The organism is Dysgonomonas gadei ATCC BAA-286 (genome assembly GCF_000213555.1).
Classification (GTDB): Bacteria; Bacteroidota; Bacteroidia; order Bacteroidales; family Dysgonomonadaceae; genus Dysgonomonas; species Dysgonomonas gadei.
The window spans coordinates 110,821-128,185 of sequence record NZ_GL891981.1; the positions used below are offsets into that span (position 1 = coordinate 110,821).

Here is a 17,365-nt window from a genome sequence, read left to right on the forward strand (position 1 = left end):
GAGAGAGAGAGAGAGAGAGAGAGAGAGTAAATACGAGTTGTACACCATCAGGAAACCTTATTCCAAATAGTTGAAAAAATTATTTGGAATAGGGTTTTTTGTGCATATATCTTAAATCGACATGAAATATATATATATTCTAATCATAGCTTTTCTTGTGTCTGCATATAGTTATGCAAACCCTGTATGGAAACGGAAAGTTATTAATTATGAACGCGGGCAGTATGAGGCAGGGCCTCAGAACTGGATGATAGATCAATCTGAAAACGGATGGATATACTGTGCGAATAATAACGGACTACTTGAATTTGATGGGGTTAACTGGTCTTTATATCCAATCAGGAACAGGATTTTACGTTCGTTAAAAATTGTCAATAATAAAATATTTGTAGGCGGAAGTTCTGAGTTTGGCTACTTTGCACCTAATCAGATGGGATTTTTGGAATACAGATCTTTATCAGAAAAAATTACCGGTTGGACAGGAGAAGTGTGGAAGATATTACTGAACGATAATATTATATATTTCATTAGTGATATGCATATACATATGTATAAAGACGGCCTCGGGATAAGAACTATAGCTATAGATAAAAAGATAGATTGTTCGGGCATAGTAGGAGGGAAGTTATATATAGGCACTACAGAAGGAATCTTTTTTTTGAATAAAGATAATAAGATGGAATTTTTACCCACATCCTCTTCATTATTGTCTCATAAGCTAGTTAGTATTCTTCCATATGAGAATCGGTTATTGGTGACTACTGCACAATTTGGCCTGTATTTACTGGATAATAATAGTATACAACGGGTACATTCTGTTGCTGATGATTTTATCTCTACCAACCAGATGTTCAGCACTTCTATACTGGGGTCGGTAGTTGCGTTAGGTTCTGTACAGAGCGGAACATTGCTCTTCGATTTGAAGAATCCGCGATTTAAGGAGATCTATAATCTTGATAATGGTCTGAAGAACAATACTATTCTGAGTTCATTTTTCGATAAAGACAATAACCTTTGGCTGGGGCTCGACAAAGGTATTGGCCTTATAGATCTGAATACTCCCGTAAGCCACCTTTATGCGACTGTTTCTCCCATTGGCACCGGATATTGTTCGGCCCTTTACAGGAATGAATTTTACCTGGGTACCAACCAGGGATTATATAAATCGGAACCCGATGGTACTTGCCGGTTAATAAAGGGATCGGAAGGGCAGATATGGTCAATGCTGGAATATGATAATTCTCTTTTTTGCTCCGGAGATAATGGAATTATGGTTATAGATGCTACAGGAACATATAAGATAAATATCCCCGGTATATGGGAAACTCATCCGATAGCTCCGGATAAGGATAAGCTGATAGCAGGAAGTTATTTCGGTTTGGATATAATAGAGAAAAAAAACGGCAGATGGGTACCATCGCATCGGGTGGAGAATTTTAACAATTCGAGTCGGGGATTCATTGAAGATGACGAAAATCCTTATAGTTTCTGGTTAGTAAATGATAAACAGAAAGTGGAAAAGATAACTTTCGATTCTGTATTCTATGGCATAACCAACAGAAAAGAATATACATTAGGTAGTTCGAGAACCAGTGAAAACCTGTTTTTCCGGAAGGTTGACAATAATCTTATTATCTGCGGGCTGGATGGAATTTACCAGTATAGCCGTATTACAGATAGTTTCGACAAATATACACAACTCGAATCAATGCTTGAAGGTCCCCGGTATTATGAGTTTTTATTTGTAGATAGACTGAAGAATATATGGTTTGTGACAGACAGTAAGCTGAAATTCAGGAAATATTCGCCTAATGGTTATAATGCTTCCATATACAACTGGGGACTGTCCAATGAACTGATAATTAATCACGAGAATGTTTATCTGCCCGATTCTAAATCTGCGGTTATATCTGTAGATAATGCTTTCATAAAGATAGATTTGACAAAAGATATTCATAAGTTAAAAAATATAAAGACTTATATAAAAAACCTTTCCAGTAGCCGGAATGATAGTATTATCAGTACAGGGCAGGCTACTGCACTTGTTTCTTTGCCCTATTCTTTAAATTCAATAAAGATAAATTTTGCAGCAACAGACTTTACACAGACATCGGATATACTATATGTATACAGGCTTAAGGGTGTAGATGATGAATGGAGCTTGCCGTCATCTATCGCATCAAAAGAATACACAAATCTGTCAGAAGGAAAGTATGTGTTTGAAGTAAAGGCATTTGTAAATGGGAGTGCGGATTCGACAAATACAGCTTCTGTTAGCTTTATGATTTTCCCCCCATGGTATAGATCCTCTTTGGCGTATATATTCTATTTCCTGATAATTATCATTTTCTTATTTGTTCTGTATAAAAAGACAATAAGTAAACAAAAGAAGATAATATACCAGAAAGGTGAAGAATTGATAGCGCAAACCAAGCGTTATGAAGAGGAAACCAAGCTGAAAGATCAGGAAATATATGAACTTCAGAACGAAAACTTGAAAACTGAATTACGATATAAAACACAGGAACTCAGTGGATATATGCTGAATGTAATCCGTAAAAATGAAATTCTTGAAGATGTTAAAAAGAATGCGTTGAGTATATCAAAATCTATAGATGAAGAGAAAGAAGTAAACATAATAAAACAAAAGGTAGTAAGGCTTATAAGTCAGATCAATAGCAATATAGAACATGATACGGATTTTGAGGTATTTAAATCCAATTTCGACCTTGTGCATCAGGATTTCTTCAGGCTACTGGATGAACGCTTTCCGGGGCTGAGCCGGAATGATAAAATATTGTGTGCCTACCTGTATATGAACCTTTCAACGAAAGAGATAGCTCCTTTATTGAATATATCTACACGTGGGGTAGAGGTAAACAGATACAGATTGCGAAAGAAGATGAATCTCGACAGGGATATAAATCTCTCGGAATATCTACAAAATCTCAAGTGATATTTTGACGTTTTGATATATTTGAAGGCTGGTATCTACTGATACCAGCCTTCATTTTTATTAAAATATTCAATTGAAGCTTTTTTATTATGAAAATTGTCGTTAAACATGCTTAGAAATATATCAAATATTTTCATCGGGAAAAATATAAATCTTATCTTCGAAAAATACAATATAGAATAAACAATCATGGAAATCAGACTCAATAACCAGCTGCCTGCATATCCTTCTTTCATTGAAGGAATACGCCGTGCTCCCGACCGGGGATATAAACTGACTCCTGCCCAAACAAGAATTGCTCTCAAGAATGCTTTACGATACATACCTAATGAACTTCATGAAACTATAGCTCCCGAATTTCTGAAAGAATTGAAAACCCGGGGGCGTATATACGGATACCGCTACCGTCCTGAAGGAGATATTTATCCGAAGCCAATAGATGAGTATAAGGGAAACTGTATAGAAGGAAAGGCTTTTCAGGTGATGATAGATAATAATCTGTGCTTCGATATAGCTCTTTATCCCTACGAACTGGTTACATATGGCGAAACCGGACAGGTATGTCAAAATTGGATGCAGTACCACCTGATAAAGCAATATCTGGAGATATTGACGCAGGAGCAAACCCTCGTTATAGAATCGGGACACCCTTTAGGTTTGTTCAAATCGAAACCGGATGCACCGCGTGTTATCATAACTAATTCTATGATGGTCGGTATGTTCGATAATCAGGCCGATTGGGAGATTGCCACACAGATGGGTGTTGCTAATTATGGACAGATGACTGCCGGCGGATGGATGTATATCGGGCCTCAGGGAATTGTACATGGCACATTTAATACGCTGCTGAATGCAGGACGGTTGAAACTGGGTATTTCGCAGAACAAAAACCTGAATGGTTACCTCTTTGTATCTTCCGGTCTCGGAGGTATGAGCGGTGCTCAGCCAAAAGCTGCCGATATAGCAGGAGCGGTATCTATTACGGCTGAGGTGGATTATTCTCGGATAGAAACCCGTTATAATCAGGGTTGGGTGCATCATATTGTTTTGGATGCGGGTGAAGCCTTTAAATTAGCTAAGAAAGCCAAAAGGGAGCGTAAGTCTTGCTCAATCGCCTATCTTGGCAACGTTGTCAACCTGCTTGAATATGCTCAAAAAAATCAGATACACATCGATCTACTATCCGACCAGACATCCTGCCATGCTGCATACGAAGGGGGATATTGTCCTGTCGGAATCTCTTTTGAGGAGCGTACACGTTTATTGAAAAAAGACAGGAACACTTTCCGCAAGCTGGTGGATGAATCGTTAAGACGCCATTTCGAAGTGATCCGTAAGCTCGTAAACCGAGGTACCTATTTCTTTGACTATGGTAATTCTTTTATGAAAGCAATATATGATGCCGGGGTAAAAGAGATTTCTAAAAACGGTATAGATGAAAAAGACGGATTTATATGGCCATCTTATGTTGAGGATATTATGGGTCCCGAATTATTCGATTACGGATACGGTCCTTTCCGCTGGGTGTGCCTGAGCGGAAAACATGAAGACCTGATAAAGACCGACCATGCGGCAATGGAATGTATAGACCCTGCACGAAGAGGACAAGATAAAGACAATTACGACTGGATTCGCAATGCGGAGAAAAATCAATTGGTAGTAGGTACACAGGCGCGTATCCTTTATCAGGATGCTTCAGGGCGTATGAATATTGCCCTGAAATTCAACCAACTGGTACGCGATGGTGAAGTAGGCCCTATCATGCTCGGTCGAGATCACCATGACGTAAGCGGTACCGATTCCCCTTTCCGCGAAACGGCAAATATAAAAGACGGCAGCAATGTAATGGCTGATATGGCTGTGCAATGCTTTGCCGGAAATGCTGCCCGTGGTATGAGTCTGGTTGCACTTCACAACGGAGGAGGCGTCGGAATTGGCAAGTCGATAAACGGAGGATTCGGATTAGTTTGCGATGGCAGTGAACGAATTGACGATATTATTCGTTCATCTATGTTGTGGGATGTGATGGGAGGTGTTGCCCGCCGTTCGTGGGCAAGGAATGGAAATGCAATAGAAACCTGCGAATCGTTCAATCAATCCCATAAAGACGGATACCATATCACGATGCCTTATCTGGCAGATGATGAATATATAAAGCAACTTTGTAAATAATGAAGAAACTAGTAACTCTGATATTATTGTTTATTTCACTAAACTCTTTCTCCCAACTGGATCTGGCTAAAGTGGCCATGGATATCACTATAGAAGGAAAATACCTGTATCAGCTCGAAAAGGCTGCGTGGAGTGGAACAGATATATTTTCCAAAAGCTATAAAGAACCTCACCGGATAGGAGGCTACTTCTCCTTTATGGATGGTAATAAACCCAAATGCCTGGTCTTTTCCAAAGGGAATAATCCGAGAGTTCTTGGTGTTGTGTCTTTTGGCGATATCAGTATAGTCGAAACTGCTACTATAGATTTTAAAGAAAGAGATTTCAAGACTTTTGAGAAAGAGTTATATACCATCCGCACAAAAGCTTTCGAAGAAGTGCAGCGGGATACATTATTCAAGGCTTATAACAATACCAGTCTGAATCTGATCCCCACAAATAAAGGAGGAGAAAAGATCGTATATGCTCTCACAGCGCCCAAAGTAACGGGTACAGTTCTTTTCGGGAACGATTACCTGATGGTCTTCGACAAAGATAATAACCTGATAGAGAAAGAAAAACTTCATCGCAACCTTATTCCCATTATGTTCGATGATGAGCAGGAGGCTGTTGCTTCGGTACATTCTCATGCAGAAGGAACAGACGAATTTATCACAGCTACCGATATATGCACACTGATGCTATATGCGAAGTTTGCCGGCTGGAAGCAGCATATTGTAATGTCCCGATATTATGTAAGTATCTGGGACTGCGAGAATGAATTGCTTGTTATAATGACAAGGGATGATTATGAGAAATTGGGGAAAGAACCTAAAGGATAAAAACAACATACCATGAGCACTAACAAAATCGTAGAATGCGTGCCCAATTTCAGCGAAGGGCGCGATTTGGAAAAGGTAGAAAAGATAGCGAATGCTTTCCGTGCAAAAGAAGGCGTAAAGCTACTCGATTACAGTACAGATAAAGACCATAACCGTATGGTAGTAACCGTAGTAGGTGAACCCGAATCTCTAAAGAAAGCTGTAATAGAAGCTATCGGCATTGCCGTAGAAATTATCGACCTTAACCATCACAAAGGCCAGCATCCGCGTATGGGCGCGGTAGATGTAGTACCGTTTATTCCTATTCGCAATGTGTCGATGGAAGAAGCCATCAATCTATCCAAAGAAGTAGCAAAAGAAGTCGCGGACAAATACAATCTACCTGTTTATTTATACGAAAAAGCAGCCTCTGCGTCACATCGCGAAAATTTGGCGGCTATCCGCAAAGGAGAGTTTGAAGGTCTGATAGATAAAATGCAATTGCCCGAATGGAAACCTGATTTCGGCCATGCACAGCCGCACCCGACTGCCGGAGCGACCGTTATAGGCGCACGTATGCCGTTAGTAGCTTACAATGTGAACCTGAATACGGATAAGCTGGAAATAGCCGATGCCATTGCCAAAAAAGTACGTTTCCTCGGCGGCGGACTTCGCTTCTGTAAGGCTATGGGTGTGGAGCTTACCGACAGAGGTATTGTACAGGTATCGATGAACCTAACCGATTTTACGAAGACAGCTATCTATCGTGCACACGAGTTGGTACGCATCGAGGCTAACCGCTACGGAGTAACCATTGTAGGGGCAGAGATTATCGGCCTTGTTCCTATGGATGCGCTGATAGATACGGCTGCCTATTACCTTGGTTTGGAAGGCTTTTCTACAAAGCAGGTATTGGAAACCCATCTGATGGAATAAAGTAGGATTTAAAGATTTGGCTTATGCCGATTTTCAATTCATGTTTCAAAATTTAAAGATTCAAAATGAAGCAGGGGAATATTATTATAAAGAACGCAGCGCAACTAGTTACTTGTAGCGGATTTTCAGCAAAGAAAGGAAAGGAGATGTCCGATCTTTCAGTGATAGAGAACGGAACGGTTATCATTACCGGCGGCATTATCACCTATGTGGGAAAGGATGCCAATTGTCCGCCTCTATCCGATTTTCCCGACCATGAAGTAGTTGACGCTACGGGCAAGGCTGTACTTCCCGGATTTGTGGATTCCCATACCCATTTCGTATTCGGTGGATACCGCGAAGAAGAATTCTCGTGGCGTATGCGTGGCGACAGTTATATGTCTATTATGGAGCGCGGAGGTGGTATTCACAACACGATGACAGCGACACGCAATGCTTCGTTCGATGAATTAAAAGATTCAGGCCGGAAACGTCTCAACAGCATGCTGGCAATGGGTGTCACTACCGTTGAAGGAAAGAGCGGATACGGTATGAATAAAGCAGCCGAGTTGAAGCAACTTGAAGTCATGAAATCGCTGAATGAAGAACATGCCGTGGATATTGTCAGCACCTTTATGGGGGCGCACGCTACTCCTGCGGAATATAAAGGACGGGAGAACGACTTCCTTGACTATATGATTGAAGAAGTAATGCCCGAAGTAAAAGCAAAAGACCTTGCTGAATGCTGCGACATCTTTTGTGAAAAAAATGTATTTGATATAGAGCAGTCACGCAGATATCTTATTGCAGCCCGCAATCTGGGTTTTAAACTGAAAATACATGCCGATGAGATTGTCACTCTGGGCGGTGCGGAACTCGCAGCCGAGTTGAAAGCCCTTTCTGCCGACCATCTGCTACAAGCCTCGGATAATGGAATCGGGGATTTGGCAGAGAGCGGAGTAGTGGCTACATTGCTTCCATGTACCGCATTTTCTCTAAAAGAACATTATGCGCGGGGACGTTATATGATAGACTCCGCTTGTGCAGTGGCTTTGGCTACCGACCTCAATCCGGGAAGCAGTTTTACGAACTCTATTCCGTTACTCTTTGCACTGGCTTGTATCTATATGCAGCTATCTCCCGAAGAAGCTGTAACAGCCTTAACCATAAACGGAGCGGCAGCAGTGGGAAGGGCTGATAAAACCGGCAGTATAGATGTTGGCAAGCAAGGCGATCTGGTTATTCTGGAATATCCGTCATATAAGTTTTTGCCTTACCACATAGGGATGAATATTGTAGAGAAAGTAATAAAAAAAGGAAATGTTGTCGTTTCATAATTTATTAATTTGAAAAAGGGAATAAAAATATTTTGTTTGATATCAGTAATTTTTATTACTGGTCTGTTCTTCTTTTTTCATTTCAGAGGTTTTTTCATTATAGATAAATCAGAAAGGGAAAAATTCATTTCCGAGATAAAAAATAGTCCTCAACTCCCTGAAAAGTTTTATACAATATACAATATAATTCATCCTCATTCTTTAGAGTCAAAATCATGGATGCATTTTATAAATCATCAGGCCGGAGAGAATCGTTATTGTGCTTGCCGAGAACTTGTATATGCAGGATTATATCCTTTTTATACAAAGGCTTGGGATATAATACCGATTATAACGATGGTAGAGAAATACGCAACACAGGAAGAATGCCTGAACTATTATATCCATAAAAAAATTAAGGATGAAAATATCGATATTCAAAATATAAATGAATTGGGTGATTCCGAAATAGCAGAGTTGATTCTATTAATTGAGAATCCGTCTTACTATAACAAAAAGCGATACCCGGAAAGGATGCATAACAGAGTTAGCGAAATATTAAACAAACTAAATAAATGATACCATGCTTGTAAATCTATCAGTAAAAGAATTCCTATCCCAAACCGCCGGCAATGATCCTGTTCCCGGAGGAGGTAGTATTGCCGCATTGAATGCCGCGATTTCGGCAGCCCTTGCCGAAATGGTTGCTAACCTTACCATTGGCAAGAAGAAGTATGAAGATAAAGAAGAGATGATGAAGAAGCTTGCAGCATCGGCAAACAACTATCGTGCACTCTTTATCCATGATATAGATGCCGATTCGGATGCATACGACCAAGTCTTTGCTGCATTCAAACTTCCGAAAGAAACTGATGAGGAAAAGGCCGAGCGTAGCAAACAGATACAGGCTACTACTAAAATAGCTGCCGAAGTGCCTATGGATGTCGCGCGTAAAGCCTTTGCTATAATGGAGATCATAAAGGAAGTTGCCGAACATGGCAACCAGAATGCTATAACAGATGCTTGCGTAAGTATGATGGCTGCGCGTACAGCTGTACTGGGTGCGATACTGAACGTGAAGATAAATCTCTCTGCATTGAAAGATGAAGAGTATGTCGCACGTATGAGAGAAGAATGCGGCCGGTTGGAAAAGGCGGCTGTAGCTGAAGAACAATCTTTGCTGGAAAAGGTAAATAAAACACTATAACCTATGAAGAACGTCTATTATGTAGGTTCAGGTGAACTAACCTTCGAGATACTGGAGCAAATCATAAACAGGAATCTGAAACTGGAACTGGCTCCCGAAGCCAAAGATCGTATCCAGAAATGCCGCGATTACCTCGATGAAAAAATCAAGTCGCAGAAAACTCCTATGTATGGTATCACCACAGGTTTCGGTTCGCTCTGCAACAAAAATATATCTCCCGACGAACTTACCCGTTTGCAGGAGAATCTTGTAAAATCGCATGCTTGTAGCGTGGGTGAAGAGATATCTCCGGTCATTGTCAAACTGATGCTGCTGCTCAAGGCGCATGCCCTGTCTCTTGGATATAGTGGCGTGCAGGTGATAACGGTTCAGCGTATTATCGACTTTTTCAACAATGATATTATCCCTATCGTTTGCGATCGTGGTTCTCTCGGCGCATCGGGTGACCTGGCTCCGCTTGCTAATCTTTTCCTCCCTCTGATTGGAGCGGGAGATGTTTACTATCAGGGAAAGAAGCGTGAGGCAATAAGTGTACTGGATGAGTTCGGCTGGAAGCCTATCCGCCTGATGAGTAAGGAAGGACTGGCGTTGCTCAACGGGACACAGTTTATGAGTGCCAACGGAGTGTTTGCCATGCTCCGTGCATTTGCCATATCAAAGAAAGCGGATTTAATAGCTGCCTTATCACTCGAAGCCTTCGATGGTTGCATAGACCCGTTCTACGAAGGCATACAAAAGATGCGTCCGCATCAGGGGCAGATCGACACAGCAGCCAACTTCTGTAAGCTACTTGAAGGTAGTGAACTTATTTCGCGGGAAAAGGCGCACGTACAAGACCCTTACTCTTTCCGCTGTATTCCACAGGTACACGGGGCAACCAAAGATGCAATGAACTATGTGGCATCAGTCTTGTTGACAGAGATAAACTCGGTGACCGACAACCCGACCATTTTTCCAGATGAGGATAAAATCGTGTCGGGCGGAAACTTCCACGGGCAGCCATTGGCTCTTTCTTACGACTTTCTTGCGATTGCATTAGCCGAACTCGGGAATATCTCTGAGCGGCGTGTGGCTCAGTTGATTATGGGGCTTCGCGGATTGCCTGAATTTCTTGTCGCTAACCCGGGTGTCAACTCCGGCTTTATGATTCCACAATATACATCCGCATCGATGGTTAGCCAGAATAAGATGTACTGCTATGCGGCATCGAGCGATTCCATCGTATCGTCCAATGGGCAGGAAGACCATGTGAGTATGGGGGCGAATGCAGCAGTCAAATTATTCAAGATAATGGATAACCTGAACCATATTCTGGCTATAGAGCTGATGAATGCCGCGCAGGGAATAGACTTCCGCCGTCCGGTGAAAACATCGCCGATCCTCGAAAATTTCCTGAAGGAATACAGGAAAGAAGTAGCTTTTATCAATGACGATATTGTAATGTACAAAGAGATACATAAGACAGTAGCATTCCTCAACAGGGTTTCTCTGGATTTTATTGATTGGCAATAATTTTTTCTATCTGCATAGATAGGAACCAGATATAAAAAGTAACAAAAGTAACACCTTCTCGGGTTTTGCTTCTTGTTACTTTTTGTATTTTACCAGAGTGCAAAAAGCCAGAAAAGACAAGGTTTTGTTTCTGTTAAAATATCTAAAAGGTAACACGGAAAGCAATTAATAATTAATAATTCCCTTGTCTTGTTGAGGAACGAAGCATCCCTTTCATTAAAAAGGTAACAAAGGTTACACTATTTCATTCATTTGCTAATTTACAAATCTGCTAATTCATTTTTTCAAAGAGCTATAAGCTAATAACTAAAGGCTATAGGCTTAAAAAATGTATAGATAAAATTTCAGCTAAAAATAGCAACTATACAGCTCTTTATTTACCCCCTTAATTCATAATCAATTGGTAAGAATAAAAGAGAAGTTTTTGAATATGAATTGTTAAAAGATTATCTTTGTTTGTCCAATAGAGAATGAACCTTATAAACCAGGAAACCATCAAAAATTAATTGCATGCGAAAACGAACAATCTATCACCTTCTATTTGTGATAAGCCTGCTGTTTATCAGCACGAAAGTATCCTCTCAGGAAATCAATCCTGATGTTTTATACAAATTGGTAAGCCCTTCGGGTCTGGTTATCGATAACCGTGATGCACCTGAAAATTCGGCAAATATGTATCTGGCCAAAGATGTGAAGAATAGTCATGGTCAGGTATGGAAGATAGTCAAGTTGGCTAGTGGTTATTATACTATTACCAATCCGTTTATCAATAAAAGCATTGATAACGATAATGAACCGGCTGGCAACGGAAATCCCATTATACAATGGGATGCTAATCCGACAAACAGAAACCAGCAATGGAAGTTTACTGTCACCGGAACCGGTGCATACAGCATTTCGCACAGAAGCAGTGGCCTGGCAATTGCTTTTGCCGGAGAAGATGCAATAGGTGCACGTATATTTCAAGTGCCGGCATCATCGCAGGTATGGAGATTGGTTCCGACCAACATAAAAGCCCCAAAAGAAGTAAAGCAGAAACCGAGTAAATATGATTGGGAGAACGAGACTATCTTTGCTATCAACAAAGAGCCCGGACATGCTACTTATTATACTTTCCCTTCCTTGGAAAGTCTCAAAGCGGATAAAACTTTTGACAAACCTTGGGAAGAACCGGCATCTTCTTTATATAAGTCTCTGAATGGCAATTGGAAGTTTCACTGGGTGAAAAAGCCGTCGGAACGCCCTGCCGATTTCTACAAGATGAATTATGACGTTTCTTCATGGAAAGAGATACCTGTACCTTCCAACTGGGAGATGCACGGCTACGGGACACCTATATATACCAATATAACATACCCTTTCAGAAACAATCCTCCGTTTATACAGCCGCAAAGAGGATATACCAACGAGATAGAAGTAAACCCTGTAGGGTCGTATCGCCGCGATTTCTCAATTCCTGCCGATTGGGATGGAAAAGAGATATTCCTCCATTTCGACGGAGTATATAGCGGACTTTATGCATGGATAAACGGAAAGAAAGTGGGCTATAGCCAGGGTGCGAACAACGTGGCCGAATTTAATATCACAGACTATGTAAAGACCGGAGACAATACAATTGCGGCGGAAGTATATCGCTGGACGGACGGTAGCTATATAGAAGACCAGGACATGTTCCGCCTGAGTGGTATCCATCGGAGTGTATTCCTGTTTGCTACTCCTAAAGTGCATGTGCGTGACTACTTCCTTCAGTCCGAGTTTAAGGGGGACGACTACAGTAGTGCGGCATTTAAAGTCAATGCTTCAGTAAAGAACTATGATAAGAAAGCGTCCCAACCTGCGACCGTAAATATATCCTTGCTTGATATGGCAGGCAAAGAGGTGGCCAGCCTTTCTCAACCTGTAGAGGCTCTGAAAGGCGGACAGGAACAGGTTTATGATCTGCAGACTACAATAAGCAAACCTACTCTATGGTCGGCAGAAAAGCCGAATCTTTATACGGCTGTTGTTACTCTGAAAGACAATAATGGAAATGTAGTGGAAGCGATGTCGTCCAAATTCGGCTTCCGTAAGATCGAGATAAAGAACAAGCGTGTATATGTAAACAATGAGCAGGTATTCTTCAAAGGAGCAAACCGTCACGATATTCATCCGCAGTTCGGTAAGGCCGTTCCTGTGGAATCTATGATACAGGACATCCTGCTGATGAAGCAGCATAACCTGAATACAATCCGTACAAGCCATTATCCGAACGACCCCCGTATGTATGCCCTGCATGATTATTACGGGCTGTATGTGATGGATGAGGCCGATTGCGAAAATCATGGTAATCATTCTATCAGCGGTATGCCAAGTTGGGCTCCTGCATATAAGGACAGGATGGATAGGATGGTAAAACGCGACAGGAATCACCCGTCTATAATCTTCTGGTCGTTAGGTAATGAAGGCGGAAACGGCGACAATTTCGATGAGATGTATAAAGTGGGTAAGGCGCTCGATTCTTCACGTCCGATACACTATGAAGGAAAGAATGAACTGGCGGACATAGATTCGCATATGTATCCGGATATGGCCCGGATGGCAGCTTTTGATCAGCAAGATTCCGATAAGCCATATTTCCTTTGCGAGTATGCCCACTCTATGGGGAATGCTCCGGGCAATCTCGCCGAATACTGGGATTATATCGAAAATCAGTCGCAGCGGATGATTGGCGGATGTGTATGGGACTGGGTAGACCAAGGGCTGAATATGTATGGAAAGCCTGCCAACCAATACTATCTGGGTGGAGACTTCGGTGATAAACCGAATGACTTCGACTTTGTAAACAACGGGCTCACTACCCCTGACCGCCGGGTTACTGCCAAGCTGTTGGAGGTAAAGACGGTTTACCAGTACATTAAGTTCAAAGCCCTGTCTCTAAATACAGGCAAAATCGAGATTGAGAACAAGTATGACTTTACTGATCTGAACGAGTTTGACATCACATGGGAAGTCATCAAAGACGGAGTAAAAACAGAGTCGGGCAAAATGAACCCTGTTGACTTGGCTCCTAACCAAAAGACAGTAATAACAATCCCTTACAATAAGAATCTGGATGCAGGCAGCGAATACTTCCTCAATCTGTCTTTCTCTTTGAGAAAGGATGCAAGCTGGGCTAAAGCCGGACATACAGTTGCTGCCGGGCAATTCGCCCTGAACAGAAGACTACCGTTGGCGGCAGTGAATACTTCGGCGATGCAGAATGTTGTCACTAGTGTGGACGGAGATAATCTGATAATCGGTGGCGCAGATTTCAAGACCGTATTCAATACTCGGACCGGAATTATGACCTCATTGCAATACAATGCCAAGGAGATGATATTCAATAACAACGGCTTCAATCTGAACTGGTATCGCAGTGTGAACAATGACAAATATACCGACCAGAATTACTACCCGACAACAAATGATAAGCCCTTGTTTACTTATCAAACGGCTGCTGATGGCAAGTCAGTTACCGTAATATCGAGCACTACAGCCACCATCAACAGCGAGAAACCGGTTCGTGTACCGTATCTGGTCAAATATGTGATCTACGCCGATGGTACAATAGATGTGGACGCCAGTTTCACTTCTCCGCAAGACGGACGGATCATACATCGTCTGGGACTACAGGTTGTACTGCCTGAAGACATGGAAAATATCCGTTACTATGGTCGTGGCCCGCATGAGAACTACTGGGACAGGAAACATTCCGCATTCTTCGGCCAGTATGCCACTACTGTAAAAGGCATGGAAGAAGAGCATTATGTCCGTGCCCAGAGTATGGGCAACCGTGATGATGTAAGATGGGTCAGCATTACAAACCAAAGTGGTCAGGGATTGAAGATATCATCCAAAGACAGGCTGGGATTCACTGCTTTGCATTTTACCGACCAGGCTTTGTGGGAAGCTATACATGACTTCAAGCTGGATGAGATCCGTAAACCGGAGATTTATCTCAGTCTGGATTGCATCCAACAAGGACTTGGAAATGCAAGCTGCGGGCCTCTGCCTCTGCCTGAATATATGATCCCTGCCAATCAGAATCTAAGTTATTCGTTCAGGATACAACCTGCAAAATAAATAGTTAAAGCTTTAAGAAATCCGTCTGTATTCTCAAAATACAGACGGATTTTTGTTTTATTTGTTCCATACCGGTGCTTCAATCCCAAGTAAGTGCTTCACAAAGAAATCGCGACGCTTACGTTCCCCGTAATCCCCGCCTAAAGTATGTCTTACTCCCGGTAGCATCACAAATTCAAATTCTTTATTCTGCTTTATCAGTTCATCTACCACCTGTAATGTGCTAGACGGATCTACATTACTGTCCAGTTCGCCGAGTATCAACATCAGATTGCCTTGCAGCAATTTGGCATTCACCACATTCGAACATTCTTCATATTCTTTGCCTACAGGATAACCCATCCATTGTTCGTTCCACCATATTTTGTCCATCCTGTTATCGTGGCAACCGCAGGCTGCTACACCCACTTTATAAAATCCGGGATGGAACAGCAATGCGCCCATTGCATTCTGTCCTCCTGCCGAAGCTCCGTAGATACCGACATGCTCTACATCCATTTCCGGATATTTGGCTGCTGCCGCTTTCATCCATGCGATGCGGTCGGGGAAACCTGCATCTTTCAGGTTCTTCCAACATACATCGTGGAATGCTTTTGATCGGTTAGCAGTGCCCATACCGTCGATCATCACCGTTATAAAGCCGAGTTCGGCCAGTTCGCTGCACCGTTGGCTGATGGCAAATGATTTTGGAACGTGCGAATCGTGCGGACCTGCATAAATATATTCGATCACAGGATATTTCTTATTCGGGTCAAAGTTCGTTGGGCGTATAATTACTCCCCATATATCAGTCTGTCCGTCCCGACCTTTTGCCGAGAATACTTCCGGCATACGCCATCCTGCTTCTACAGCTTTAGTTATATCCGGTTGTTGCTGAGGTTTCAATATAACCTTTCCATCTGTCGCAGACCGCACGACAAGGGTAGGGGGCAGGTCGACGCGCGAATAATTGTCGACAAAGTAAGAATAATCGGAAGAGAAGGTCACATTGTGATTCGCATTCTCCGGCGTAAGCGGCTGTATTTTACCATTATCTATATTTAATGAATAATACTTTTCCAGATATGGGTCTTCCCCTTTGTCCATGCCACAGGCTTTGAATATCAGTGTCCGTTTCTTTTCATCCACATTGACAACTGATTTTACCACCCACTCGCCTTTTGTCAATTGTTTCTTCACCATTCCTGTGAATACATCGTAGAGATAGATATGCCGCCAGCCGTCACGTTCTGATATCCATAGCAGTTCTTTTCCGTTTTCGAACCAATGTTGGTATAATGCATTGTAATAAACGAATGTTTGGCTTTTTTCATCTACAACAGGGCGTAATTTCCCCGTCGAAATATCTCCTGCATAAATAACATACTGTTGATGTCCGCGCTTATTGAAACTGAATGTAAAGTAACGGCTCTCTTTATCCCATTTTATATCATCCAGACTGAATTGCGCTTCCACATCAGGGACTTTAAACTCAATGGTTTTTCCTTCATCTACCAGAAATGCCACAGGACGCCTGATAGGGAGCGCATCACCCGGCTTCGGGTAATCATACTCCTCCGTTTTTGGCTGTAGCTGGTCTTTTGGAGAAGACGCGATAAGTAATAATTTACGTGTTTCGGCAGGACGGTATTTGCAGCATACTATCTTCTTAGAGTCGGGCGACCAATAGATATTTGACGAATAATATTCAGAAACAGAGCCGTCGATACTTATCTTCTTATTCTCTTTTGTAGCCAAATCGGTCACCCAGAGATTGCCTTCCGAGATGTACGCCTCTTGCTTCCCGTCAGGTGATTTCACCTTATCTTTCCTGTCTTCCTTAAAGATACCACCCCAATAATAATCATTACGGGGAGTTTGATCTTTGTCTTTGGAGATGGTGTAGTCGGCTAACAGACAGGTATATTTGGTTTCATCTACAGAGAAGTAGATCGAATCCATATTCTTACTGTATTGTAATGTCCTGAATGGTAGTTTATACGGATCAGTTTCCTTATTGATTACTTTGGCTAAAGCTGTAGCCAGCTTTTGCTGATCGAAGGCCGGACTGACCTCTTTTTTATCTGCATTTATCAGGAAGAATTCACTTCCTTTCGGTGTACGGGTCAGATACCAGAAGCTATGCGATTCGTTTACAGGCTTAATATCTGACAAACCATAATAGTATTTGTCAGTATATTTATCTCTGAACCTGTCAGCTTGCTTGTACAGGCTGTCGATAGTTTGCCCGTAGGCAAAAGAAGAAATAAGTAAAGTGAAAAGCAGTAATTTTCTCATTGTATATTTATTTGCATATATTAACGATATATAGTTAAAAAGTAACAGAGGTAACGGAAAATCAGTGAACAGTTAGCAGTCATCAGTTAACAACTCGTATCTCGTCTAC

At 41.8% G+C, this 17,365-nt stretch carries 10 protein-coding genes; 9 read left to right on the forward strand and 1 reads right to left on the reverse strand.

The genetic code is table 11. The features are described from left to right. Positions 1–121: 121 nt before the first annotated feature. From HMPREF9455_RS07215 to HMPREF9455_RS07255, 9 genes are all read left to right on the forward strand, one after another. The gene (locus tag HMPREF9455_RS07215) at positions 122–2,956 is read left to right on the forward strand and encodes a helix-turn-helix and ligand-binding sensor domain-containing protein (RefSeq protein ID WP_006798981.1); all 2,835 of its coding nucleotides are present in this window, start codon (positions 122–124) and stop codon (positions 2,954–2,956) included. A 189-nt stretch (positions 2,957–3,145) separates the two neighbouring features. Next, complete coding sequence (locus HMPREF9455_RS07220) at positions 3,146–5,128, forward strand: urocanate hydratase (RefSeq protein WP_006798982.1); 1,983 nt, start codon at positions 3,146–3,148, stop codon at positions 5,126–5,128. Beyond that, positions 5,128–5,949, forward strand: coding sequence for a hypothetical protein (locus HMPREF9455_RS07225; RefSeq protein WP_006798983.1), 822 nt, complete (start codon positions 5,128–5,130; stop codon positions 5,947–5,949). Before HMPREF9455_RS07220 ends, HMPREF9455_RS07225 begins: the two co-directional genes overlap by 1 nt. 12 nt (positions 5,950–5,961) lie before the next feature. After that, entirely contained in the window at positions 5,962–6,864 is a 903-nt protein-coding gene (gene ftcD, locus HMPREF9455_RS07230) for a glutamate formimidoyltransferase (protein ID WP_006798984.1), read from the forward strand. A gap of 65 nt (positions 6,865–6,929) precedes the next feature. Continuing rightward, positions 6,930–8,180 (forward strand): imidazolonepropionase, encoded by a 1,251-nt coding sequence (hutI, locus tag HMPREF9455_RS07235; protein ID WP_006798985.1) that lies wholly within the window; start codon positions 6,930–6,932, stop codon positions 8,178–8,180. 219 nt (positions 8,181–8,399) lie between these two features. Continuing rightward, the gene (locus tag HMPREF9455_RS21320) at positions 8,400–8,738 is read left to right on the forward strand and encodes a biosynthetic peptidoglycan transglycosylase (RefSeq protein ID WP_148401854.1); all 339 of its coding nucleotides are present in this window, start codon (positions 8,400–8,402) and stop codon (positions 8,736–8,738) included. A 4-nt stretch (positions 8,739–8,742) separates the two neighbouring features. Further along, entirely contained in the window at positions 8,743–9,366 is a 624-nt protein-coding gene (locus tag HMPREF9455_RS07245) for a cyclodeaminase/cyclohydrolase family protein (protein WP_006798987.1), read from the forward strand. Between the two features lie 3 nt (positions 9,367–9,369). Beyond that, positions 9,370–10,878 carry a histidine ammonia-lyase gene (gene hutH, locus HMPREF9455_RS07250; protein ID WP_006798988.1) on the forward strand — a complete coding sequence of 503 codons (1,509 nt, stop codon included), beginning with the start codon at positions 9,370–9,372 and terminating at the stop codon, positions 10,876–10,878. A gap of 510 nt (positions 10,879–11,388) precedes the next feature. Next, entirely contained in the window at positions 11,389–14,979 is a 3,591-nt protein-coding gene (locus HMPREF9455_RS07255) for a glycoside hydrolase family 2 TIM barrel-domain containing protein (RefSeq protein WP_006798989.1), read from the forward strand. A 57-nt stretch (positions 14,980–15,036) separates the two neighbouring features. Here the strand turns inward: HMPREF9455_RS07255 and HMPREF9455_RS07260 are convergent, their stop codons facing one another. Continuing rightward, positions 15,037–17,256, reverse strand: a complete 2,220-nt coding sequence (locus tag HMPREF9455_RS07260) for a S9 family peptidase (protein ID WP_006798990.1) — start codon at positions 17,254–17,256, stop codon at positions 15,037–15,039. Positions 17,257–17,365: the final 109 nt, after the last annotated feature.